Origin of the sequence: Nocardiopsis sp. CA-288880, from assembly GCF_050955985.1 — a bacterium.
GTDB classification, from domain to species: Bacteria; Actinomycetota; Actinomycetes; order Streptosporangiales; family Streptosporangiaceae; genus Nocardiopsis; species Nocardiopsis tropica.
Map to the genome: position 1 here is coordinate 721,048 of NZ_CP192105.1, position 23,735 is coordinate 744,782.

The 23,735-nt window shown below is 73.1% G+C and carries 18 protein-coding genes; 6 read left to right on the forward strand and 12 right to left on the reverse strand.

Annotated features, from left to right (window positions below; genetic code table 11):
* Nucleotides 1–17 precede the first annotated feature (17 nt).
* Both coaA and ACQPYD_RS03285 read left to right on the forward strand, forming a co-directional pair.
* Entirely contained in the window at nt 18–923 is a 906-nt protein-coding gene (gene coaA, locus ACQPYD_RS03280; RefSeq protein ID WP_267950234.1) for a type I pantothenate kinase, read from the forward strand.
* Between the two features lie 759 nt (nt 924–1,682).
* Complete coding sequence (locus ACQPYD_RS03285) at nt 1,683–3,854, forward strand: HelD family protein (RefSeq protein WP_433699717.1); 2,172 nt, start codon at nt 1,683–1,685, stop codon at nt 3,852–3,854.
* Here the strand turns inward: ACQPYD_RS03285 and ACQPYD_RS03290 are convergent.
* A complete protein-coding gene (locus ACQPYD_RS03290) occupies nt 3,844–4,563 on the reverse strand; it encodes a DUF998 domain-containing protein (protein ID WP_433699718.1) in 720 nt (239 codons plus the stop codon). The two genes, ACQPYD_RS03285 and ACQPYD_RS03290, sit on opposite strands and share 11 nt — an antisense overlap.
* A 223-nt stretch (nt 4,564–4,786) precedes the next feature.
* On the opposite strand from ACQPYD_RS03290, the gene ACQPYD_RS03295 reads away from it, so the two are divergent.
* The 4 genes from ACQPYD_RS03295 to ACQPYD_RS03310 all read left to right on the forward strand — a co-directional run bounded on the left by ACQPYD_RS03295 (nt 4,787) and on the right by ACQPYD_RS03310 (nt 10,129).
* Nucleotides 4,787–5,698, forward strand: a complete 912-nt coding sequence (locus ACQPYD_RS03295) for a universal stress protein (protein WP_433699719.1) — start codon at nt 4,787–4,789, stop codon at nt 5,696–5,698.
* A gap of 424 nt (nt 5,699–6,122) precedes the next feature.
* Nucleotides 6,123–6,683, forward strand: coding sequence for a COG4315 family predicted lipoprotein (locus tag ACQPYD_RS03300; RefSeq protein ID WP_433699720.1), 561 nt, complete (start codon nt 6,123–6,125; stop codon nt 6,681–6,683).
* A gap of 521 nt (nt 6,684–7,204) precedes the next feature.
* A complete protein-coding gene (locus ACQPYD_RS03305) occupies nt 7,205–9,013 on the forward strand; it encodes a phosphoenolpyruvate carboxykinase (GTP) (protein ID WP_433701932.1) in 1,809 nt (602 codons plus the stop codon).
* A 342-nt stretch (nt 9,014–9,355) separates the two neighbouring features.
* A complete protein-coding gene (locus tag ACQPYD_RS03310; RefSeq protein ID WP_433699721.1) occupies nt 9,356–10,129 on the forward strand; it encodes a hypothetical protein in 774 nt (257 codons plus the stop codon).
* Between the two features lie 267 nt (nt 10,130–10,396).
* On the opposite strand, the gene ACQPYD_RS03315 is transcribed toward ACQPYD_RS03310, so the two are convergent.
* The 11 genes from ACQPYD_RS03315 to frc all read right to left on the reverse strand — a co-directional run bounded on the left by ACQPYD_RS03315 (nt 10,397) and on the right by frc (nt 23,718).
* Nucleotides 10,397–11,086 carry a hypothetical protein gene (locus ACQPYD_RS03315; RefSeq protein ID WP_433699722.1) on the reverse strand — a complete coding sequence of 230 codons (690 nt, stop codon included), beginning with the start codon at nt 11,084–11,086 and terminating at the stop codon, nt 10,397–10,399.
* Between the two features lie 77 nt (nt 11,087–11,163).
* Complete coding sequence (locus ACQPYD_RS03320; protein ID WP_433699723.1) at nt 11,164–12,816, reverse strand: cation acetate symporter; 1,653 nt, start codon at nt 12,814–12,816, stop codon at nt 11,164–11,166.
* Entirely contained in the window at nt 12,813–13,205 is a 393-nt protein-coding gene (locus ACQPYD_RS03325) for a hypothetical protein (RefSeq protein ID WP_433699724.1), read from the reverse strand. The genes ACQPYD_RS03320 and ACQPYD_RS03325 overlap by 4 nt, the downstream gene beginning before the upstream one ends.
* On the reverse strand, nt 13,202–14,029 hold the full coding sequence (locus tag ACQPYD_RS03330; RefSeq protein ID WP_267947989.1) for a LytR/AlgR family response regulator transcription factor: 828 nt from the start codon (nt 14,027–14,029) through the stop codon (nt 13,202–13,204). The genes ACQPYD_RS03325 and ACQPYD_RS03330 overlap by 4 nt, the downstream gene beginning before the upstream one ends.
* Entirely contained in the window at nt 14,026–15,042 is a 1,017-nt protein-coding gene (locus tag ACQPYD_RS03335) for a sensor histidine kinase (protein ID WP_433701933.1), read from the reverse strand. Before ACQPYD_RS03335 ends, ACQPYD_RS03330 begins: the two co-directional genes overlap by 4 nt.
* 319 nt (nt 15,043–15,361) lie before the next feature.
* Nucleotides 15,362–17,062: a solute symporter family protein gene (locus ACQPYD_RS03340; RefSeq protein WP_355011202.1), complete on the reverse strand. Its 1,701-nt coding sequence runs from the start codon at nt 17,060–17,062 to the stop codon at nt 15,362–15,364.
* A complete protein-coding gene (locus ACQPYD_RS03345) occupies nt 17,059–17,457 on the reverse strand; it encodes a DUF485 domain-containing protein (protein ID WP_433699725.1) in 399 nt (132 codons plus the stop codon). Before ACQPYD_RS03345 ends, ACQPYD_RS03340 begins: the two co-directional genes overlap by 4 nt.
* Nucleotides 17,458–17,917: 460 nt before the next feature.
* The gene (locus ACQPYD_RS03350) at nt 17,918–18,475 is read right to left on the reverse strand and encodes a hypothetical protein (RefSeq protein ID WP_433699726.1); all 558 of its coding nucleotides are present in this window, start codon (nt 18,473–18,475) and stop codon (nt 17,918–17,920) included.
* Nucleotides 18,475–20,076: an Nramp family divalent metal transporter gene (locus ACQPYD_RS03355; RefSeq protein ID WP_433699727.1), complete on the reverse strand. Its 1,602-nt coding sequence runs from the start codon at nt 20,074–20,076 to the stop codon at nt 18,475–18,477. Before ACQPYD_RS03355 ends, ACQPYD_RS03350 begins: the two co-directional genes overlap by 1 nt.
* A 248-nt stretch (nt 20,077–20,324) precedes the next feature.
* Nucleotides 20,325–22,484 (reverse strand): acetate--CoA ligase family protein, encoded by a 2,160-nt coding sequence (locus ACQPYD_RS03360; protein WP_433699728.1) that lies wholly within the window; start codon nt 22,482–22,484, stop codon nt 20,325–20,327.
* Nucleotides 22,485–22,488: 4 nt separating this feature from the next.
* Nucleotides 22,489–23,718 carry a formyl-CoA transferase gene (gene frc, locus ACQPYD_RS03365; RefSeq protein ID WP_433699729.1) on the reverse strand — a complete coding sequence of 410 codons (1,230 nt, stop codon included), beginning with the start codon at nt 23,716–23,718 and terminating at the stop codon, nt 22,489–22,491.
* Nucleotides 23,719–23,735: the final 17 nt, after the last annotated feature.

The window sequence follows — 23,735 nt, forward strand, 5'->3', positions numbered from 1 at the left end:
GCCTCTCCTCACCGTACGTGGAGCTGGACCGGGCGGCCTGGGCGGCCCTGCGGGCCTCCACACCCCTCTCCCTGACAGAGGCCGACCTGGCAGAGCTCCGCGGTACCACCGACCCCACCTCCCTGGAGGACGTGCGGGACGTCTACCTGCCGATGTCGCGCCTGCTGAACCTCTACGTGGGCGCGACCCAGCAGCGGCACGCCGCCGTCCGCGCCTTCCTCGGCGAGGCGGACCGCCCGGCGCCGTTCATCATCGGCGTCGCGGGCAGCGTCGCCGTGGGCAAGTCCACCACGGCGCGGCTCCTGCGCTCCCTCCTCGCGCAGTGGCCCAACCACCCGAACGTGGAACTGGTCAGCACCGACAACTTCCTGTACCCCAACTCCGTCCTGGAGTCGCGGGGGCTCATGCGGCGCAAGGGCTTCCCGGAGAGCTACGACCGCCGCGCGCTCGTGCGCTTCGTGTCGGAGATGAAGGCCGGGGCCGACCGCATCGATATCCCCGTCTACTCCCACCTGAACTACGACATCGTCCCGGGCGAACGGCAGTCCGTGCACCGCCCCGACATCCTCATCGTCGAGGGCATCAACGTCCTCCAGCCCGCCACCGCGGGACGCCTGGCCGTGGCCGACTTCTTCGACTACTCCATCTACGTCGACGCCAAGGTCGAGAACATCCGCAACTGGTACCTCGACCGCTTCCGCGAACTGCGGCGGACCGCGTTCTCCGACCCCCGCTCCTACTTCCACCACATGGCCACCACCATCCGCGAGGAGGAGGCCCTGGAGTTCGCCGCCAACACCTGGCGCACCATCAACGAGGTCAACCTCGTCGAGAACATCCGCCCGACGCGGGGGCGGGCCACCCTCATCCTTTACAAGGGGGACGACCACCGCGTCCGGCGGGTGCGGCTGCGCAAGACCTGACGGTGCTTCCGGCGAGCTCGCGGGCTCGCTGCGCGGCCTCGGGACGCTGTAGGCCGGCCCCCTTCGTCGTCGTCTGCGCCTGTCGCTCGTTCCTCGCTCGCGGCTTGTCTCCTCCTGCAGGGGTCCGGCGCGTCCCTCGGTGTTTCCGGCGGGCTCGCGGGCTCGCTGCGCGGCCTCGGGACGCTGTAGGCCGGCCCCCTTCGTCGTCGTCTGCGCCTGTCGCTCGTTCCTCGCTCGCGGCTTGTCTCCTCCTGCAGGGGTCCGGCGCGTCCCTCGGTGTTTCCGGCGGGCTCGCGGGCTCGCTGCGCGGCCTCGGGACGCTGTAGGCCGGCCCCCTTCGTCGTCGTCTGCGCCTGTCGCTCGTTCCTCGCTCGCGGCTTGTCTCCTCCTGCAGGGGTCCGGCGCGTCCCTCGGTGCTTCCGGCGGGCTCGCGGGCTCGCTGCGCGGCCTTGGGGCGTCGGAAGCCAGGGGCCTTCGTCGTCGTCTGCGCCTGTCGCTCGTTCCTCGCTCGCGGCTTGTCTCCTCCTGCAGGACCCTGGCACGCCCCTCGGTGTTTCCGGCGGGCCTGGGGCGGGGAGGCCGGTTTGGCCGGGGCCGGACGGCGGGTTAGTGTGGTCTCTCTTTTCGGCCGCGCCCCTTCACCGGGTGTCGTGCGCTCTCAAGGATCGGAACGAACCGGGCCCCTCACCGGCCCCGGGGCGGGACCAGCGCACGCGCGTCGCCGCGCCACCGTCCCGCCGAACCTCCCGAGGTCTTCGTATGACCACCACCGATCCCTCCGTGCCCTCGAACGACGCGCTCCAGGCCGAACGCGACCGGCTCACCGCCGCCCGCGAGGCCCTGCGGCGGATGCGCGAGGAGGTCGCCGGCAGCGAACTCGTGCTGGGCGACGTCGTCAACGACAAGGTCACCAACGCGGCCCTCCGGCGCGGCCGCGAGCGGCGCCTCGCCGCCCTGGCCGAGGTGCCGGGCGCGCCCCTCTTCTTCGGCCGCCTCGACTTCGACCCCGGCACCGTCTTCTTCGACGACGACCCCGGCGGCGCCCCCGCCCCGGACGGCTCCGCCGACGCCGACCGCGTCCAGATCGGCCGCCGCCACATCCACGACAGGTCCGGACGCCCCATGGTCCTGGACTGGCGCGCCCCGATCTGCGTCGCCTACTACCGGGCCTCGCCCCAGGACCGAATGTCCGTCCGGGTCCGGCGCCGCTACGGCTTCACCACCGTCACCCCGGGACCGGAGGCCGAACCCGAGGCGCTGCTCACCGCCTTCGAGGACGAGGCGCTGACCGACGTCCCGCCCGGGACCGGCCGGGGTGGGGGCGAGCTCCTGAACGCGGAGATCGAGCGCCCCCGCACCGGCCCCATGCGCGACATCGTCGCCACCATCCAGCCCGAGCAGGACGACCTCGTCCGCGCACCGCTCGGCACCACCCTGTGCGTCCAGGGGGCGCCCGGCACCGGCAAGACCGCGGTGGGCCTGCACCGCATCGCCTTCCTCCTCTACACGGAGCGCGAACGGCTGTCCCGCAGCGGTGTGGCCATCATCGGGCCCAACCGCTCCTTCCTCTCCTACATCCACGACGTCCTGCCCGCGCTCGGCGAGGTCGACGTCCACCAGACCACCGTCACCGAGCTGCTCACCCGCGACCTGCCCGAGCGCTCCCGCCCCGCGGCCGGGTGGGTCGGACGGGTCGAGGAGCCCGCCGCCGCCCGGGTCAAGGGCCGGGCGCGCATGGCCGAGGTCCTGCGCCGCGACCTGTGGTCCCACCTGCGCACCCCGGAGGAGGCCGTCATGGTCCGCCGCGGTTCGCGCCGCTGGCGCCTGTACCCGGAGGACCTGCGCCCGCTCCTGGACGAGCTCGCCGAGCGGGGCGTCGCCTACGGCTCCGGGCGGGAACTCCTCTCCCACCGCATCGCCCACGCCGTCCTGACCCTCATGGAGGGCGAGGGGGAGGCGTGCGACGACCGCACCCACGCGCAGGTGCGCCGCGATCCGGCCGTGCGGTCCGCGGTCACCGCCATGTGGCCCAAGGCCGACCCGGTCAAGCTCGTGCTCGGCCTGCTCACCGACCCCGAACGGCTCGCCCGTGCCGCCGACGGCCTCCTGAGCCCGGAGGAGCAGGCCGCCGTCCTCCTCCCGGGGCGGCCCCGCGGCCCCCGGAGCGCCCGCTGGTCGGAGGAGGACCTGGCGCTCATCGACGAGGCCTGCGCCCTGATCGGGCGTCCCGCCGGCCTCGGCCACATCGTGGTGGACGAGGCGCAGGACCTGAGCCCGATGCAGTGCCGCGCCGTGGGCCGCCGCTGCGCCTCGGGCTCGCTCACGGTCCTCGGCGACATCGCCCAGGGCACCAGCCCCTCGGCCGCCGCGAACTGGTCCACGCTCCTGGAACACCTCGGCAAGCCCACCGGCCACCTCAGGGTCCTGGACCGCGGGTACCGCGTCCCGGCCCAGATCATCGACTTCGCGGCCCGGCTCCTGCCCGCCATCGCCCCCGGGCTCGGCGCCCCGGTGGCGGTGCGCCGCTCACCCGGGTCGCTCCGCGTCACCCCGGCGGCCGGAGGGCTGGCGGCGGCCGTGGCGGACGCGTGCCGCGCCGCACTGGAGGGGGAGGGCTCCGTCGGGCTCATCGCCGCCGACGCCGGCCTCGCCGCGTTGAGGGCGGACCTCGCCGCCGAGGGCCTGACCGTACCGCTGCTCGGGGAGGACGGCGCCGGGCCGGACGCGAGCCGCCTGGTGGCCGTGCCCGCGTCCCTCGCCAAGGGCCTGGAGTTCGACGCCGTCGTGGTCGCCGAGCCCGCCGCGGTGGTCGACGCGGAGGAACGGGGCGTGAACCGGCTCTACGTGGTGCTCACCCGGGCGGTCAGCACACTGCACGTGGTGCACGAGCGACCCCTCCCGGAGGCGCTGCGCGACGCCGTCACGGGCTGAGGTCCGCGGGCCGGGCGGGTCCGGTGCGCCTCCACGGGCCGCGCAGGAGCCCGGCGGCGAGCAGCCACAGCGCGACCGTCACCAGGTGGGCGCGCTCCAGCAGGCCGGGGGCGGCGCCGGGGCCGTCCCCGGCCGCCGCCCCGTACACCCGGACGGCCAGGACCAGGACGGCGACGGCGGCCACCGCCTGGAGCACCGCCACGACCGCGACGAGCGGCCACGCCCGGTCCCCGGCCCGGTACCGGTCCACCGCCAGCGCCGCGACCCCGACCAGGGCGGCGAGGATGGCGACCAGGGCGAACGCGCCCTGGGCCGCGGTCGCGCCGCCCGCCCCCTCCGCCAGCGACTCCGCCGCGCACGCCGCGTCGGTGGCCACCACGCACCGCCCGGGCAGCACCGCCGCCACCAGCGAGGCGGCGCCGAACACCGCCATGGACCACCACGAGACCGTGAGCCACGGGACGGTTTCCCTGGCTCCCAGGGCCAGCCCCAGCGCGGCGGCGACCACCACCAGGATGGCGGCCACGCGGTGCGCGCTGTCCAGGAAGCGGCCGAAGGCCGCGTCCGGGTCCGCCAGCGCGCCCTGGGCGGCTGTTCCGCCGCCGGGGAGGACGACTTCCAGCGTCCACAGGCTGTAGGCGACGGCGGCCGCGACCGCGGCGACCCTGCCGTCCCTGGAGTCCCAGTGCAGCTGCCCGGAGTTAGGCATCGTGCCCCCTGCTCTCACGGTTGACCCACCCGTACCCCCGGGCGGGACACACCGGCGAGGTCGCCGTCGAAACACCGCTGTCCTGGGACCCTACGCTTTTCGGGACCCGACGTCACCCAACTCGCGGCGGCACCGTTATCCGCGGTTGAGTGTTCACCCGGCATCATCGGGGGACACCGGCGGACACGCGGGACACGGGACGACCGACGAGAAGGGCGCACGCATGGACGGCGCATCCACGACGCGATGGGTGATCGTGGGGGTCGACGGCACGGATTCCAGCCGCCACGCGCTGGAATGGTCGGCGCACCAGGCGGCGCTGCGGGGCCTCGGTCTGCGGATCGTCGCCGCGGCCGGGCCGTTGGCCTCGGCGGGCGTCTTCGGCGGGCACGGGCGGACCGACCGGACGGAGCCCCCCGACGAGACCGACACGCAGAACACCGAGAAGCTGCTGGGGTACGCCGGCGACTGGGTCGGGCGGCTCTTCCCCGAACTCCGCGTGGAGACCCGCCTGTCGTACGCGCGCCCGGTGGAGGCGCTGCTGGCGGAGGCGGCCGCGGAGGGGGCCGTCGCCGTGGTCGTGGGGTCGCGCGGCCTGAGCGGGATCGTCGCCGCGTTCGTCGGCTCCGTGGGCATCGAACTGGCCGCCCGCTCGCCCGTCCCCGTGGTGGTGCTGCCCCGCGACCACGCCGCGGCGCACGGGGTGCGCGGCCGGGTGATCGTCGGCGTCGACGGGTCCGAACCCAGCAGGAGGGCGGCGCGCTTCGCCTTCGGGCAGGCGGAGTTCGCCGGGGCCGAACTGGTCGCGGTGAGCGCCTGGCAGCCCCTGGTGGCGTTCGCCGCCGCGACCGGGCCGATCCCGCCGGAGCTGTTCGACGACGCGACCGCGGCGGAGGCGGCCCGCCAGGCACTGGAGGACGAGTTGGCGGACGCCCGCCTGCACCACCCGGGCGTGGCGGTGAGCACCCGGGTCGTGCGCGCGCACCCGGTGGTGGCCCTGCTGGAGGAGGCCACGCCCGCCGACCTCATCGTGGTGGGGTCGCGCGGACGCGGGGGGTTCCGGGGGCTGCTGCTCGGGTCGGTGAGCCACTCCGTCCTGCACGGCGCGCGCGGCCCGGTCGCGATCCTGCGGTGATTCCCGGGGCGCGGACGCGCGCCCGGGAGCGGCCCTTCGGAAAGGGCGCCGGACGGGCCGCGTAAAGGCGTCCCCGGCGGTCCGCGCCGGTGAAACGATTTCCTGCGGCCGAATACGCGCCGCCCCTATTCTGCGGATTTCCGGCGGCCGGGTCGAATGGGGAGGCCGGGCGGCCGGCGCGGGACGCGGGCACGGGGTCCGGAGGGGCCGGATCCGCGGCAGGGCCCGTGGTGCGGGAGGCGCCCGCCCCGCCGGGAGCGGCATCCGGGGCGCAGGTTTTTTCGCGCGAAGCCGCAGTTCAGCGGAGAGCCCGGGAAAAGGCGTCCTATTTTACTCGCGGGACAAGGTCCGCGTCGTCCATACTCTTTTCACTTGCAGTGGCCGCGCCGAACAGCAGAGCAGTCGAGAATCGACGGGGGAAGTCGTGAACGGTTCCGCGAAGGGCGTCCTCGCCGCCGGAATAGCCGTGTCATGGCTGCTCACCGGTTGCGGCACCGGCGCCGCGACCGGTGATGAGGAGCCCGCCGGGCCCGTCGCGGCGACCGGCGCGCCCGAGGCGACCGAGTCGGAGGAGCAGAGGGCGGCGCTGGTCGACGGCCAGGCCACCCTGTCCGCCGCCGACCACCCCGTGCTCGGCCTCCTGCTCACCGACGGCGAGGGCAACACGCTCTACCTGTTCACCGAGGACGAGGGTGCCGGACCCACCTGCGTCGAGGAGTGCGCCACGCTCTGGGAGCCCCTGCGCACCGCGGCCGGGACCGAGGCCGTCCCGATGACCGCCGAGGGCGTGCGCCCCGAGCTGGTCGCGGCGGTTCCCCGGCTGGACGGGGCGCCCCAGGTCACCTACGCCGAGTGGCCGCTCTACACCTACACGGGCGACGCGGCGCCGGGTGAGGCCAACGGCCAGGGCGCCGACGGGGCCTGGTTCGCGCTGGACGTGTACGGCGGGACCATCACCATCCCCGCCGCGGCTCCCCAGGGCTGACCGACCCCGCCCCCGACGCCCGCGCGCCTCGCGGAGCTCCCCGGCCGACCCCGCCTCCCCTCGCCCCCGACGCCTGCGCGGCCGGGCCCGGGCCGGTCCGGACGGCCTTCGCCGCCGCTCGCCCCTCCCGTCCGCGTCCGGGGCGGACCGGCCCCGCGCGGTGCTCCGTGCCCGCCCACATGGGCGGATCCGCGGTGGGTCCCGAGGCGCCCGCGCCACAGGTCTAGTGGCGGCCCCGGCGCCCGGAGGGCGGTATGTGACGAAGAGCACGGTGTGTCGGGGTCGAGGGGGCGGCTGCCGTCCTGACAGGGGAAACCGGCTCCCAGCTGTGTCGGAACGGAGAGCGAACGCGAAGTTCCGTGCGCCTCTGTGGACCACCCGAATCCCTTGCTGTGCAGTGGAAACCGGCTCTCCGGCATGACCGCTATAGACCATTGGCCTATACCAATTGGTCACTGCGGGGGGTCGTCGTTCATGATGCGAGGGATCTCGACTTTCGTAGAGGAGCCGCTGTGACTGCCGTGGGTATCGACGTGGGCGCCGCCCCGACCAAGCACGAGGAACTCGTCACCTGGGTCCGTGAGATCGCGGAACTCACCCGGCCGGACGAGGTCGTGTGGTGCGACGGCTCCGACGAGGAGTGGACCCGCCTGACCGACCGGCTGGTCGAGCAGGGCACCTTCACGCGCCTGAACCCCGAGAAACGACCCAACAGCTTCTACTGCACCTCCGACCCCAGCGACGTCGCCCGGGTCGAGGACCGTACCTACATCTGCTCCGAGCGCGAGCAGGACGCGGGCCCGACCAACAACTGGATCGCCCCCGACGAGATGCGCGCCACCTTCGGCGAGGTCTTCGCGGGCGCCATGCGCGGCCGCACCATGTACGTCGTGCCCTTCTGCATGGGCCCTCTGGGCGGCGACATCTCCCAGCTCGGCGTCGAGATCACCGACTCCCCGTACGTCGTCGTCTCCATGCGCATCATGGCCCGCATGGGCTCGGCCGCCCTGCGCCTCATCGAGGAGCGCGGCGAGTTCGTCAAGGCCGTCCACTCCGTCGGCGCCCCGCTGGAGCCCGGCCAGGAGGACGTCGCCTGGCCCTGCAACTCCACCAAGTACATCTCGCACTTCCCCGAGACCCGCGAGATCTGGTCCTACGGCTCCGGCTACGGCGGCAACGCCCTGCTCGGCAAGAAGTGCTACGCGCTGCGCATCGCCTCGGTGATGGCCCGCGACGAGGGCTGGCTCGCCGAGCACATGCTGATCCTCAAGGTCACCTCGCCCGAGGGGGCCTCGCACTACGTCGCCGCGGCCTTCCCGAGCGCCTGCGGCAAGACCAACCTCGCCATGCTCCAGCCGACCATCCCCGGCTGGAAGGTCGAGACCGTCGGCGACGACATCGCCTGGATGCGCTTCGACGCCCAGGGCCGGCTGCGCGCCATCAACCCCGAGGCCGGCTTCTTCGGCGTCGCGCCCGGCACCGGCGCGAAGACCAACGCCAACGCCATCGACACGCTGTGGGGCAACAGCATCTTCACGAACGTCGCCCTGACCGACGACGGCGACGTGTGGTGGGAGGGCCTCACCGAGGAGGCGCCCGCCAACCTGACCGACTGGAAGGGCCGCCCCTGGACCCCGGACTCCGCCGAGCCCGCGGCCCACCCGAACTCCCGCTTCACGACCCCGGCGGGCCAGGCCCCGACCATCGCCGACGAGTGGGAGGACCCGGCCGGCGTGCCGATCTCGGCCATCCTCTTCGGAGGCCGCCGCGCCACCGCCGTGCCTCTGGTCAGCGAGTCCTTCGACTGGCAGCACGGCGTGTACCTGGGCGCCAACGTCTCCTCCGAGAAGACCGCGGCGGCCGAGGGCAAGGTCGGCGAGCTGCGCCGCGACCCGTTCGCCATGCTGCCCTTCTGCGGCTACAACATGGGCGACTACTTCGCCCACTGGCTGAAGGTCGGAGCCACCGCCGACCCGGCCGGGCTGCCGAGGATCTTCTACGTGAACTGGTTCCGCAAGGACGCCGACGGCCGCTTCGTGTGGCCCGGCTTCGGCGAGAACAGCCGCGTCGTCAAGTGGATCTTCGAGCGGCTGGAGGGCACGGCCGAGGCCGTCGAGACCCCGATCGGCTACCTGCCGACCGCCGACGGCATCGACACCGAGGGCCTGGACCTGTCCGACCGGGACCTGGAGTTCCTGCTCTCCGTCGACCGCGACGTGTGGAAGCAGGAGGCCGCCCTGGTGCCCGAGTTCTTCAAGACCTTCGGCGACCACCTGCCCGACGAGCTCTGGGACGAGTACCACGCCCTGCTGGCCCGACTGGACCGGTAGGCGTCCGAGCCGCCCCCCTTCCGCGCACGGGGGCCGGCGGTCGAGGGGGCGCGGGCGCCGCGGCGCCCGCGCCCCCTCGGCTTGTCCCGGCCGCCCTGGCCCCCCCGGCCGCCTTCCGGGCCGCTCCCGGGCGGCGCTCCGGCACGGCGCCGCGCTGCGCGACCGCCCGGAGGCGCCCCGGCGCGGGGGCCGGGCGGACCTCGCGCGGCCCCGGAGGGCCGTGATCCGCGCTGGTCACGGCGTCGGGGGACATAACGGGACGTTCTCTCTTTTCCCTGAAACAGGGAGGGGACCGGTGCTAACGATGGGGTACCGACCCGCCCTCTCCCCCTTGGGAAACCCATGATGACCCTGGCCCTCGTCCTTCTCCTCCTCTTCGCCATGGTGGGCGGCGCCGTGCTCGCCGCCCGGAGGTTCCGCGTCAGCGACGAGTCCTCGGGCGGCGCCGTCGGCGTCGTCATCGCCCCCTGCGCGCTCGCGCTGTACCTCGTGGCGGCCGCCATGGGCGTGGTGATCGCCTGGGAGGACTACACGGCGGCGGAGGACGGCGTGGCCGCGGAGGCCGGTGCGGCCCAGGCGCTGTACTGGAGCACCACCGCCTTCCCGGAGGAGGAGGCGGAGGTGGTGCGCGACCAGCTGCGCCACTACCTGACCACCGTCGTGGAGGAGGACTGGCCCCGGATGGAGCGGGACGGGGAGCTGAGCGCCGAGGGCGACGACGCCCTCGCCGTCCTGGCCGCCTCGGTCCGGGTGCTGTCGGTCTCCGACACGGGGGACGGCCTGGACCGGCTGACCGCCCGGCAGGAGATCACCAACCTCAGCGACGCGCGCATCGAGCGAGGCAACGCGGCGGGGGACGGGGTCCCGTCCATCCTGCTCGTCATCGCGGCGGTCTCCGCCGTGGCCCTCGCGATCCTGCCGTTCGTCATGATCGAGCGCGGGGCGAAGGTGGCCTACTTCTGGGCGTCGGTGAACCTCGTGTTCGTGTTCGCCACGACCCTGCTGCTCTTCTACCTGGGCACCCCGTTCACCGAGGTCCTGGCCAACGATCCCGAGGGGATCGAGGCGGCACTGGCCGCCTTCGACCTGGCCGACGACGCGATCGGCGCGCGCTAGCCGTCCCGGCCCGAGAGGCCCGTGGCCCCGCTCCCCTCACCGTGATCTTGTACTTATGGCGAGGTCGGACGCCGAGAACGTCCATAAGTACAAGATCATCGGGGGCGGGGCCCCTCACGTCACACCGGCAGCGGTTCCGGTCGGCCCGGCCCCGGGGCGGGGCCCGTCCGCCGGGGCGGCCACTGTCTCCCGTGCGCCACCGGGTCCGCCCCAGGGCGGCCACTGTCGTCCACACGCCACCGGGCCCCGCCCGCCGGGGCGGGCCGCTCAGGCGGACGCGCGCGCGGCGGCGCGGCCCCCGCCCGCGGCGGCGGCGACCGCCACGACGGCCACGATCACCATGGTCCGCAGGGGTGTGAAGGCGCCGCCGGAGTCCTGGGCCGCGACCGCGGAGGTGTCCGCGAGGACCTCCTCGCGGGCGGCCTCGACCGCCTCGGGCCCGTCCTGCGGGTCCTCCGGATCCGCGGGGTCCGCCGCGGGCGCCCCGGAGGGCTCCGCCGCCGCGGGCTCCTGCCCTTGCGGCCCCGGGGCGGGCTCCCCGGGGGGCGCGGCCCCGCCGGGCGGCTCCTCCTCGGGCTCCTCCGCGGGCGGCTCCTCCGGCCGCTCGGGCTCCTCCGGGACCGGGGGGACCTCGGGTTCCGGAGGAGGCGGGGGCGGGGGCGGTTCGGAGGGCGGGCACGCGGGGGCCTCGCCGTGGTGGACCACCACCCGCACGCCGTTGGCGCACACCAGGACGTACGAACCCGTCCGGACCTCCACCAGGGAGCCGGGGGCGTTGACGCTCACCCCCGACGGGCCGACGTCGACGGAGGAGCTCCCTCCGCGCACGCCCACCCCCGAGGGGCCCACGTCCACGGAGGGGTTCTGTTCGCCCGCGAGGGAGGGGGCCGCGCCGCAGGCGAACAGCAGCGCGCTCGCCGCGAGCAGGGAGGGAAGGGCGTGACGGGAGGCAAACACGTTACTCCTCGTGGCGCGATCAGGTCATGGAGTGATCGTACGGGGTCGGCGTCGGCCCCGCCCACGAAACAGCGGGTTCAGGGGGAGTGCAGCCGCAGCACCGCGTGCTCGGCCCAGTCGGGGGGACGCGTCAGCCCGGACACGGCCATCATCGTCCCGAAGGCCAGCGGTATGGTCCACGCCGCGGGCTGGGCCAGCAGCACCGTCACCCACCCGGCGGGGGTCGTGAACAGGATCGACCAGCCGACCGCGCCCGTCGCGGTCACCGCCCCCACGGCCAGCCCGGACGCCGCCCCGGCCAGCGTGAGCCGCCGCCACCAGATCCCCAGCACCAGCAGCGGGCAGAACGTCGACGCGGCCACCGTGAACGCCCACACCACGAGCACGTTGATGTCGATCATCTGCGCGGGCAGCGCGAGCAGCACCGCCACACAGGCGCCGACCACCACGGCCAGCCGCAGCCTGGGCACGCTCCCCTGGAACAGGTCGTGCGACAGCCCGCCCGCGAGGGCCAGCAGGAGTCCCGAGGAGGTGGACAGGAACGCGCCGAAGGCCCCCGCCGCGACCAGGGCCGTCAGCACCGTCCCCACCGACCCCGGCACCGCCTGGGCGGGCAGCACCACCGCGACCGTGTCGGTCCCCTGGAGCAGGACCAGCTGCGGGGTGAGCACCCGCCCGAGCAGGCCGTACACCGTCGGGAACAGGTAGAACAGTCCGAGCAGGGCGATCACGCCCACCGCCACGCGGCGCGCCGTGCGCGCCGTGGGGCTGGTGTGGAAGCGCATGATGACGTGCGGCAGGCCCATGCAGCCGAACGTGATCGCCAGCAGCGTCGACCACGTCTCGAAGAGGGGGTAGCCCCCCACGTCCAGGAGCGGGGTGCTCCACCGCTCGCTGCCCAGCTCGGGAAGCCCCTCGGGGTGCGGGATCGTCGCGCCCTCGGGGAAGACGTACTCGGCGCCCCGGCCGACCGTGTGCTCCCCCGCGGAGAGCTCCACCCCGTCGCCCGAGGGGGTCGTCACCGTCACGGGCTCGTCCAGGCTGAACCGGGTGTCCACGGTGAACTCCACCGGGGTCGTCTCCGGGAAGCGGGTGCCCCACTCGGGGTTGAGCGCCTCCGCCCGGGTCCCCGGGCCGGCGTGCACCACCAGGTAGATCGCGGGGACGGCGATGAACGCGAGTTTGACGACGTAGTGGAAGGCCTGCACGTAGGTGGCCGAGCGCATGCCGCCCGCGGCGATCGATCCGCTCACCACCACCCCCGCGAGCAGCACGCCCACCCAGTAGGGCGTTCCGCTGACCAGGCTCAGCACCACCCCCGCCCCCTTGAACTGGGGGACCAGGTACAACAGCATGATCACCAGGACGACCAGCCCGCACAGCTTGCGCAGCCGCGGCGCGCCCAGCCTGTACTCGGCGAAGTCCGGCACGGTGAACGCCCCCGACCTGCGCATCGGCCCGGCCACGAGCGCCACGACCGCCACGTACCCCGCCGCGAACCCGACCGCGTACCACATGGTGCCCAGGCCGTTCTTGAGCAGCAGGCCGGAGAGCCCCAGCACGGACGCGGCGGACAGGTATTCCCCGGCGATCGCGAGCGCGTTCCAGTTGGGGGAGACGCGGCGGGAGGCCACCAGGAAGTCGGAGGTCGAGCGGGCGGCGCGCACCCCGTAGACGCCGATGACCAGGCTCGTCACCAGGACGAGTCCTATCGCCAGGACGGAGGTCACCGCTCCCGCCCCGGGTCCTCGTCCCGCCTCGGCGCCTCCCGTGCCGCACGCCGCTCGATGCGCTCGGCGGAGCGGACGTGCCACAGCGCCAGGCCGAACAGCAGCGGATAGATCCCCGCGGCCAGGAGCAGCCACGACAGCGGCACGCCCCCCAGCCGGACGTGGCCGAGCACGGGGAAGGCGGCGAAGGCGCCGCTCACCCCGAACAGCAGCACCGTCAGCAGGGCCACGGTGCGCACGGCGGTCCGCCGCTGGGCGTGGAACAGCTTCCGGGCCGCCTCGGTGTCCACCGGGCCGGGGATCGGCAGGAGGTGCTGGGCGGGCCGGTTGCCCCGGGCGAGCGCGATCCGGGTCTGCGGGCTGGTCAGCTTCTCACGGCGCGGGCTCATGGCTCCTGCCGGTGGGGCTGGTCGTGCTCACCGTCCCTGGACCGCGACACCGCCGCGCCCTGCGCGTTCGCCGACCGGCCGAGCTGGTCGCGCCGGGCCGCCTCCAGCAGCTGGGCCCGGAGGTGGCGGCCGTGGCGGCGGCTCACGGGGACGTCGCCCGCGGGGGTCCCGGCGACCAGGCCGGACGAGGAGGTCACCCGCAGGTCCCGCACCCACGGGATGGCGACGAGGAACCCCCGGTGGACGCGGACGAACCCCGCCGACTCCCACACCTCCTCCAGGTAGGACAGGGAGAGGCGGATGAGGTGGGTGCCGTCGGAGGTGTGGAGCCGGACGTAGTCGCCCTGGGCCTCCACGAACTGCACGTCGTCGCGTTTGACGAACACCGTGCGCCGCCCCGTGTCGATCTGCACCACGTGCAGGTCCTCCGCGGGGGGCGCGGCGCCGGCGGGCCGGCGCAGCTGGGCTATGCGGCCCACGGCCTCGGCCAGGCGCTCGGGGCGGATCGGTTTGAGCAGGTAGTCCACGGCCCCGATGCCGAACGCCTCCACGGCGTGGGTCTCGGAGGCGGTGACGAACACGATGGAGGGCGGTTCGGACAGCACGCTCAGCACGCGCGCCACGTCCATGCCGTTCAGTCCGGGCATGAGGATGTCCAGGAACGCGGCGTCGATCGTGGTCGTCCCCAGCAGCCGCACGGCGGCGGCGCCGTTGTCGGCGGCGTGGACCTCGGCGACCTCGGGCATGTCGGCCAGCAGCGACGCCATCTCCTGGCGGGTGGACGCCTCGTCCTCGACGACCAGCACCCGCAGTTCGGGCTTCACTGGGCGACCACCCCCCGGGTGAACCTCGGTACGCGCACGGTCACCTTCGTCCCCTCCCCAAGCGCGGTCTCGATCACCAGACCGTACTCGGGTCCGTAGACGGCCCGCAGCCGCTGGTCGACGTTGGCCAGCCCGACGCTGCGCGACTGGGGCCCGGTCCCCGCCAGCAGGGAGCGGGCCAGGTCCGGGTGCATGCCCACCCCGTCGTCCTCGATCTCGATCACGCACAGCGGTCCCTCGCCGAACCCGGAGACGCTGATGTGCCCCGTGCCCTCCTTGCGCTCCAGCCCGTGCCGGATGGCGTTCTCCACGATCGGCTGCACCACCAGGAAGGGGATCGCCACGGGCAGCACCTCGGGCGCCATGCGCACGGTGATGTCCAGGCGGTCGTGGAAGCGGGCCCGCTGGAGTTCGAGGTAGGTCTGGGTGGCCTCCAGCTCGTCGGAGACGGTCGCGTAGTCGCCCTTCTCGGAGAAGCCGTAGCGCAGGTAGTCGGCGAAGTCCGACAGCAGGTGGCGCGCCCGGTCGGGGTCGGTGCGCACCAGCGCGGCGATCACCGCGAGGGCGTTGTGCACGAAGTGGGGGGAGATCTGGGCGCGGAGCGTGCGCAGGTCGGCGGCGGCGATCCGGTCGCGGGTGCGGCGCAGCGCCGCGTGGTCGAGGGCGTCGGACACCAGCGCCGCGGCGGCCTCGACGTCGGCCTCCGCGGGGCGGCCGGACACGACCAGGGCCCCCGCCAGCTCGTCGGCCACGGTCAGGGGGACCGCGCACACGGAGGCCCCCTCGGGGAGTCGCCTGCGGGCGTTGCCGCCGTACTCGAAGACCTGGGCGAGCAGTCCCGCCACGTCACCGGGGTCGAACCGGGCGCCGTGGGAGGCGACCGGCCCGTCGAGGTCGGCGAGGACGACGCCGTCGGCGGCGAGGAGGCGGGAGAGCCTCCGGGCGGCGGAGAAGACGCCCCTCCCGTGCAGCCCGTCCTGGAGGTCGACGCCGAGGGCGTGGACCTGGCGCATCAGATCGACGCCCGCCCTCTGCTCCGACGGCGCGGGGCGCCGTCGGGAGGGGGATATCCGCGACAGCCACCGGTACGACACGGACTGACCATATCCCAGCAAAATGTGTCAACGCTCACGTGTCGGGGGTCACCTTTCCTGATTCTGCCAGGGCCGACCGGGTGCTCGCCCCGCGTGCGCGCCTCGGGCCCGCCACCCGGTGAGGGGTGACGGGCCCGGGGCGGGAGGACTCGGGGCGGCGGCCGGACCGGGGACGGGAGGCGCCCCGGCGGGAGCAGGCCGAAGGCCGCCCGGGTCCGGTGGCCGGCGGGGTGCCGCCCTAGTGGTCGGAGGCCTTCTCCGCGCCCGCGCCGGACAGGGCGCGGACCTGGAGCTGGGCGAACTTGGCGAAGTCCTGCTCCTTGGAGGTCAGCGTGCCGACGACCGCGCACAGCAGGCCCAGCGGCACCGAGAACAGCGCCGGGTTGGGCATCGGGAACCAGGCGAAGTCCATGGTGGGGATCAGGGCGGTCTCGGAGCCGGACACGACCGGGGAGAAGAACACCAGGCCCACCGCGCTGATCAGGCCGCCGTAGATGCCGGCGATCGCACCGCGGGTGTTGAACCGCTTCCAGAACAGGCTGAGCAGGATCGTCGGCAGGTTGGCCGAGGCGGCGATGGCGAAGGCCAGGGCCACCAGGAAGGCCACGTTGAGCCCCTGGGCGAACACCGCCAGGACGACGGCGACGAGGCCGATGCCCGCGGCGGACAGCCGCGCGACCCGGACCTCCTCGTTGTCGGTCGCCTTCCCCTTGCGCAGGACCGAGTTGTAGAAGTCGTGCGCGAGGGAGGAGGACGAGGCGATGACCAGTCCGGCGACCGTGGACAGGATCGTCGCGAACGCGACCGAGGCGATGAGCGCGAGCAGGATCGCCCCCACCATCTCGCCGCCGAACCGCTCACCGACGGCCTGGGCGAGCTGGGGCGCCGCCGCGTTGCCCGCCGCGTCCTGCGTGGTGATGGCCTCGTGGCCGACGATCGCCGCCGCACCGAAGCCCAGGACCAGGGTGAACAGGTAGAAGGTGCCGATGAGGCCGATCGCCCAGTTCACGGACTTACGGGCCGTCATGGAGTCGGGCACCGTGTAGAAGCGGATGAGGATGTGCGGCAGGCCGGCCGTGCCCAGGACCAGGGCCATGCCCAGGCTGACCAGGTCGAGCTTGTTCCACATGGTCTGGAGCGCGTCGCCCGGGACCTCCACGCCGTAGCGCAGGCCGGGCTCCAGGAACGCCGCGCCCCGGCCGCTGGCCTCGGCCGCGTCGTTCATCAGGGAGCCGAAGTTGAACCCGTAGATCGACAGGGTCAGCAGGACCAGCAGGGCGGCGCCGGTCATCAGCATGATGGCCTTGATGATCTGGACCCAGGTGGTGCCCTTCATGCCGCCGAAGGACACGTAGATCGTCATCAGCATGCCGACCACGACGATGCCGACGATCTTGGCGGTCTCACCCGACATGCCGAGGTAGGTCTCGCCGGGCTGGATGCCCATGAGCAGGGAGATCAGCGCGCCCGCGCCGACCATCTGCGCGAGGAGGTAGAAGATCGACACGGTGACCGTGGAGACGGCCGCGGCGGTCCGCACCGGGCGCTGCTGCATCCGGTAGGACAGCACGTCGCCCATGGTGTAGCGGCCGGAGTTGCGCAGCAGTTCGGCGACCAGGAGCAGCGCCACCAGCCAGGCGACGAGGAAGCCGATGGAGTACAGGAAGCCGTCGTACCCGAACAGGGCGATCATGCCCGCGATGCCCAGGAAGGACGCGGCGGACATGTAGTCGCCCGCGATCGCGAAGCCGTTCTGGACGGCGCTGAAGCCGCGGCCCCCGGAGTGGAAGTCGGTGGCGTTGTGGGTGCGGCGGCTGGCCCACACGGTGATGTAGAGCGTCGCCGCGATGATGACGCTGAACAGGCCGATGGTGATCGCGCGGCTGCTGTCGCTGACCGCGGCGGTGTCGGCGAGGTACTGGACGCTGTCGAGGTTCACTTGCCGGTCCCCCCGTCACGGTTCTCCAGGGCCTCGCGCACGACGGCCGCGGCCGTGTCGAGCCGCTTGCGCGAGTAGGACGAGTAGAGGATGGCGATGCCGAAGGTCGTCACGAACTGGAGCACGCCGAAGACCAGTGCGAGGTTGACGTTCCCGAAGAGCTGCGTGCTCATGAGGTCGCGTGCGAAGGCCGTCATGAACACGTACAGCAGGTACCAGGCCATGAACGCCAGGCTCATCGGGAAGATGAAGCTGTACAGGCTCTTCTTCAGAGTCTGGAACCGGGGGTCGCTGTGCATGGCGATGACGGCCGCCTCCGACAGCTGCTCTTCCGGGGATCCCTCCCCGGGCCCCGGGGGAGGGGTGGGCGGTTCTGGTGGGCGTTGTGTGGCCATGCTGGGTCGTACCTCCGGGGGATGGCGGGAACGGCCGCGCTGCCGGGAGCGCGCTTCCTTCGTGTGATCTGTATTACTCCGCACTGTAAGGAGTGGCACTCCGGCCAAGGAGGGGGCGCGCCCGCACGCGCGCCGAACGCGGGGGCGGAGCGTCGAACGGTCGCCCACCGTGCGACGAACGGTCGCGGCACGGGACGAACGGTCGCCGGGCGGCCGGGCGCCGGTCCGCACGGGTCGGCGCGCCGGTCCGGTCCCCCACCCCGCGTGGTCCGGCCCCGTGCGGCGGGCGGTCCGCCCGGAGGGGCCCGGCGGGGGCCCGGAGGAACGGCGCCCGCCCCGCGCAGCACGCCCGCCCGGACCCGGGGCCGGGGCGCGACGGCCCCGGCGCCCGTGGGGACGGCCTGTCCGGTGCGGCGCGGGACGCCGCACCGGGCAGGCCGTGTCCGTCAGGCCGTGTCCGTCAGGACGGGGCGGTCGGGGGACGGCGCCGGGAGGCCCGGCGCCTGTTGAGGTGGTCCGCGTGCTCCATGTACCGCTCGACCAGCTCGGCCGCCACCGGGTTGTGCCCGCGGACGCGCAGCAGCCAGTGCGGCGCGATCCTCTCGTGCAGCCACAGGAAACCGATGGTGAAGCCGAAGCTGAGCATCGCCTGGAGGGCGAGGAACGACAGCAGCGGCTCCCGGAGCACGGTGTCGTTCCCGAGCACCGCCGCCACGGCGTAGGAGTCGAACAGGCGGGCGAGGGGGAAGCCCGCCAGCCAGTACAGCGCGAGGGGGGCCACCGCGCCGACCGGGAACACGCCTCGGGCGAGCAGCACGCAGTACCCGGCCCCGAGCAGTGTGAGGGGCAGGCCGAGCGCCGCCCCCACCGTGGCGTTGAGGAGCGCGGGCAGTCCGGCCATCGCGCCGACGCCCGCGGCGAACAGCCCGGCGACGAGGCCGATCGCCGCTCCTGGCACCGCGACCTCGGCGTGGTGGAGGAGGGCGCCGGAGGTTCTGGGGGAGACCTGGACGCCCATCAGTCCACCACGACCCCGAAGGCGAACAGCGAGTAGAAGAGCGCGCCGAGGTAGAACAGCGCGGCGAAGGCGATCACGGCGTTGGAGACGATGCCCGGCCGGATCGGCTTGGGCAGGGTGAGGTTGTTGACCAGCAGCAGCACCACGCAGTAGGCGCCCATCGCGAACGCCGACAGGAACGCGAGCACGTCCAGGATCGCCGCGGGCCCGTCGGCGGGGCCGAAGAGCAGGACGAGGATGCCGAAGACGATCAGGCCCCACAGGAACATGGCGTACAGCTTCGAGACGCCGATCTTCTTGGCGCCCGGCACGAAGTTGTAGGTCATGTCGGCCTGGCCGCGCGAGAAGGAGTCGAACAGGCCCAGCGTGGCGTTGAGCCCGATGAGGGCGATGAAGCAGAAGAAGACCGTCCCCAGGACCGGGCTCCCCGCGGCGGAGAAGGAGTTGGCCATGGCGTCCAGGGAGGCGTCGCGGTCACCGGCCCGGATGAGGTCGGCCACGTTCGGGTCGAAGCGCGCGGAGGCCTGGGCCAGGACGGTGAAGGAGATCGTCACCAGCATGGTGATGCCCCAGAACAGCACCATGGCGTCGAAGGTGACCCAGCGCCGCCAGCCCTTCCACTTCGCCATCTCCGCGGGGTCGGAGGTGTCGAACATGAAGCCGCGCGAGGGCATGCTCTCCTGGTCGCCGGAGTGACGGAGCCCCCGGATCTGGGGGATGTGCGCGCCCATGCCGGCGCCCTTGTCGCGCAGGTGCAGGGTGTACCACATCTGCTGCATACCGGAGGGTCCGGCGAAGGCGACGGAGCCGACGATGATCGGGAACCAGGCGGCGGTCATCGCCTCGGGCGGGAAGTAGCCGAACGCGAACATGCCGCTGATGGTGGAGGTGAGGTCGGAGAGGTTGCCGACCATCGCCGCGACCACGGACGTCCCGACGACCAGGAGGCCGATGCAGATGGAGAGCACGCTCTCCAGGAGGTTGTAGATGACCTTCGCCAGCGTGAACACCACGCCGACGAGGAGCATCCCCGCGACCGCGGTCATCTGCCACGGGATCCCGGTCACCCGCTCGAACGCGGAGGCGCCCGCGGAGAGGTGGCCCGGCCAGATGTAGACCAGGATCGCTGTGAGGAAGAAGAACCACATCAGCGGTTTGAACACGCGTGCCGCGCCGTAGAAGATGCTCTCGCCGGTCGCCATCGCGTAGCGCGACATCTCCAGCATGACCACGGCCTGCAGGGAGACGCCGACCAGGAACAGCCAGCGGATCTCGGGGCCGAACACGAGGACCAGCCTCGGCCACATGTAGGACTCGCCCATGCCGACGCCGAGGGCGACGAGGAACACGGTGGGTCCGAGGATGTGGATCGAGGGGGGAGCCTTCGGGAGGGGGCGGATGGGCATCGGCTCCAGCCGGCCCGCCTTCCACACGCGCTCCTCCTGCGGGGGAGCGCCACCGGCGGCGGTGGCCGTGGAGGACGTGTCGGACTCGACGGCGCTCGGCTGCCGCTGGGCGGGGACGAAGGGGATCTGCGAGTCGGTGGGGGACTTGTCGGCGGAACCCGGCGTACCGCCGGTCTCGGGGCGTGAGGAATCCATGGGTGGAACTCCCTGTGTGGGATGTGCGGATGCGAGCTGCTTGCTTGCATGGCGCCCCCGGGGTGGTGCGGCCACCTCTCTGTCGGTGTGCGTGCGGACCGTCGCGGCCGGTGAGTGGCTGTGTCCGCGGCGGAGGGTCCCGACGGCCTTGTGGCGGCGGCTCCGAGGCCGTCGGGATCAGGGGGTGGTGCGGCGGTGCGGTGGTGCCTGGGCCCGGCCGGCGCGGTGGGCGCCGGCCGGGCACTGGGTCAGAGTAGTCCTGCGGCGCGCGCCCAGCGATACTTCGCGCCGAGAATCTGCACGGGTTTCTCGGTCGTGTAGGGGAAGGCCACGATCCCGTGGTCGAACAGGTACTGCGAGGCCTCCTCCACCTCGGTGTCCCCGGAGAGGGAGGCCACCACGGGCTTGTCGATGCCCTTGGCCCTGGCCTCGGCCACGACCTCGCTGATCACCTTGGCGAAGACCATCGGCGGGGTGATGATGGTGTGCCAGTAGCCCAGGATCAGCGAGTGCACCCGCTCGTCCTCCAGGCCCAGCCTGACCGTGGCCTCGTAGGTCGAGGGGGGCTCGCCCCCGGTGATGTCGACCGGGTTCCCGGCCGCCCCGAAGGGCGGGATGAACGCCCGGAACGACGCGTCCAGGTCCGGCGGGATCTCGTACAGCGACATCCCGTTGTCGACCACGGCGTCGGAGAGCAGGACGCCCGATCCGCCCGCCCCGGTGATGATGACGACGTTCTCGCCCCTGGGCGTGGGCAGGACGGGCAGGGCGCGGCCGAACTCCAGCAGTTCGTTGAGCCCCGGCGCCCTGACCACCCCGGCCTGGCGCAGGATGTCGTCGTACACCTTGTCGTCCCCGGCGAGCGCCCCGGTGTGCGACCCGGCCGCGCGGGCGCCGGCGTCGGTGCGCCCGGCCTTGAGCACGATGACGGGCTTGTGCGGCACGACCTCGCGTGCGGCCTCGACGAAGGCGCGGCCGTCCTTGAGGTCCTCCAGGTGCATGGCGATGGCGTTGGTGTTCTCGTCCTGCCCGAAGAACGTGAGCAGGTCGTCCTCGTCGATGTCGGCCTTGTTGCCGACGCCGACGATGGCGGAGACCCCGGTGTTGGTGCTGCGGCTGTAGCCGAGGATGGCCATGCCGATGCCGCCGGACTGCGAGGTGAGGGCGGTGCCGCCGGCGACGTCGTAGGGGGTGCAGAACGTGGCCGACAGCTTCTCGGGCGTGTAGTAGTAGCCGTAGATGTTGGGGCCGAGGAGCCGGACGCCGTGCCTGCGGGCGATGGCCAGCACCTCGTCCTGCAACTCCTGCTCACCGGTCTCGGCGAAGCCGGACGGGATGAGGATCGCCGCGGCGGCCCCCTTCGCCCCGACCTCCTCCAGCGCGCCGGCGACGAACTTCGCGGGGATCGCGAAGACGGCCACGTCGACGTCGCCGGGGACGTCGAGGACGCTCGCGTACGCCTTGCGGCCGTACACTTCGGGGGCCTTGGGGTTGACCGGGTACACCTCGCCGGCGTACCCGCCGTCGACGATGTTCTTGATGACGGAGTGGCCGATCTTCCCGGCCTCGTTGGACGCGCCGATGATCGCGATCGACCGGGGCTTGAAGACCCGGTTCATCGCGCCGAGGATCTCGTCCCGGCCGAATGAGGCCGGCCGCTCGGCCGGGGAGAAGTCCAGGACGAAGCGCAGGTCGGCGGCCACGGCGGACGAGGGCCCGGCGAACACGGGGTTGAGGTCGGCCTCGGCGATCTCGGGGAAGTCGGTCACCAGGTCCGACAGCGCGCTGACCACCTCGGCGAGCCGCTCCTGGTCCACGCCCGGCCGCCCGCGCACGCCGCGCAGCACCTCGGCGGCGCGGATGTCGCCGATCTGGGACAGCGCCTCCTCCTTGGAGACCGGCGCCATGCGGAAGGTGACGTCCTTCAGGACCTCGACCAGGACGCCGCCCAGGCCGAACACCACGATCTTGCCGAAGGTGGGGTCGGTCGTCGCGCCGACGAGGACCTCGACCTCGGGTCCGCCGCCGATCTGCTGCTGGATCTGGACGCCGTCGATCCGCGCGCCCGGGGTGTGGGCGAGGGCGTTGGCGACGATGCGGTGGTAGGCCTCGGAGACCTTCTCGGCGCTGTCCAGGCCGACCTCGACGCCGCCCGCGTCGGTCTTGTGCAGGATGTCGGGGGAGACGATCTTGGCCACGACGGGGAGTCCGAGGTCCTGGGCGAGGGAGGCGGCCTCCTCCGCGGAGCCGGCCAGGGCCTCGCCGGGGATCGGGATGCCGTAGGCGTCGGCGAGGACGCGGCCCTCGGGGGCGGTGAGGGCGGTGCGGCCCTCGGCACGGGCCCGGTCGAGCACCTCGCGGACCGCTGAGCGGTCCCGGTCGGAACGCTCGGGGGTGTAGGCGGCCATGTCTTCAGATCACTCCGTTCGATTCGAGTTCGGCCAGGTCCTCGTCGGACAGCCCCAGCTCGCCGCGGTAGATGTCGGCGTTGTGCTCGCCGAGCAGCGGGGAGCGGACGACGTCCACCGGCGAGTCCGAGAGGCGGATCGGCGAGGACACGGTGCTGTAGGGCCCGCGCTCGGGGTGGTCGACGGTGGTGATGACACCGTTGGCCCGCAGGGTCGGGTCGTCGATGATCTCCCGGGTGGACATGATCGGGCCGCAGGGGATGTTGTGCGCGTTCAGCGCCGCCAGCACGTCCCACTTGGGGATCTGGGCGGTCCACTCCTCGATCAGGGAGAACATCTTGTCGAGCTTGTCCAGCCGGGCCTCGGGGGTGGACCACTCGGGGTCGTCGGCCAGTTCGGGCCGGTCGATGAGCCGGGTGATCGGCTCCCACCCGGCGGGCTGGACGATGACGTACACGTAGTCGTTGGGCCCGCCCGGGGCGGTGCGGACGGCCCATCCGGGCTGGCCTCCGCCGGAGGCGTTGCCGGAGCGGGGGACCTCGTCGCCGAAGTCGTCGTTGGGGTATTCCGCCAGCGGTCCGTGCGCGAGCCTCTGCTGGTCGCGGAGCTTGACGCGGCACAGGTTGAGCACCGCGTCCTGCATGGCCACCTGCACGCGCTGGCCGCGCCCGGTGTGGGTGCGCTGGTACAGGGCCGCGAGGATACCGGCTACTGTATGCATCCCCGTGCCCGAGTCACCGATCTGCGCGCCCGTCGCCAGCGGCGGGCCCTCCTCGAACCCGGTGGTGCTCATCGAGCCGCCCATCGCCTGGGCGATCACCTCGTAGGCCTTGAAGTCGGCGTACGCGCCCGGCCCGAACCCCTTGATCGAGGCGTAGACCAGCCGGGGGTTGGCCTCGGAGAGCGCCTCCCAGGTGAACCCCATCCGGTCCAGCGCGCCGGGGGCGAAGTTCTCCACCAGGACGTCGCTGCGGCGCACGAGGTCCAGGAAGATCTCCTTGCCCCGGGGCTTCTTGGTGTTCAGCGTGATGCTCCGCTTGTTGGAGTTGAGCATCGTGAAGTACAGGCTGTCCACGTCGGGCCGGTCCCGGAGCTGGCGCCGGGTGATGTCGCCCGAGGTCGCCTCCACCTTGACCACGTCCGCGCCCATCCAGGCGAGGATCTGCGTCGCCGACGGTCCCGACTGGACGTGGGTCATGTCCAGGACGCGTACCCCGTCGAGTGCCTTGCCCATGGCTCTTCCTCTCTGGC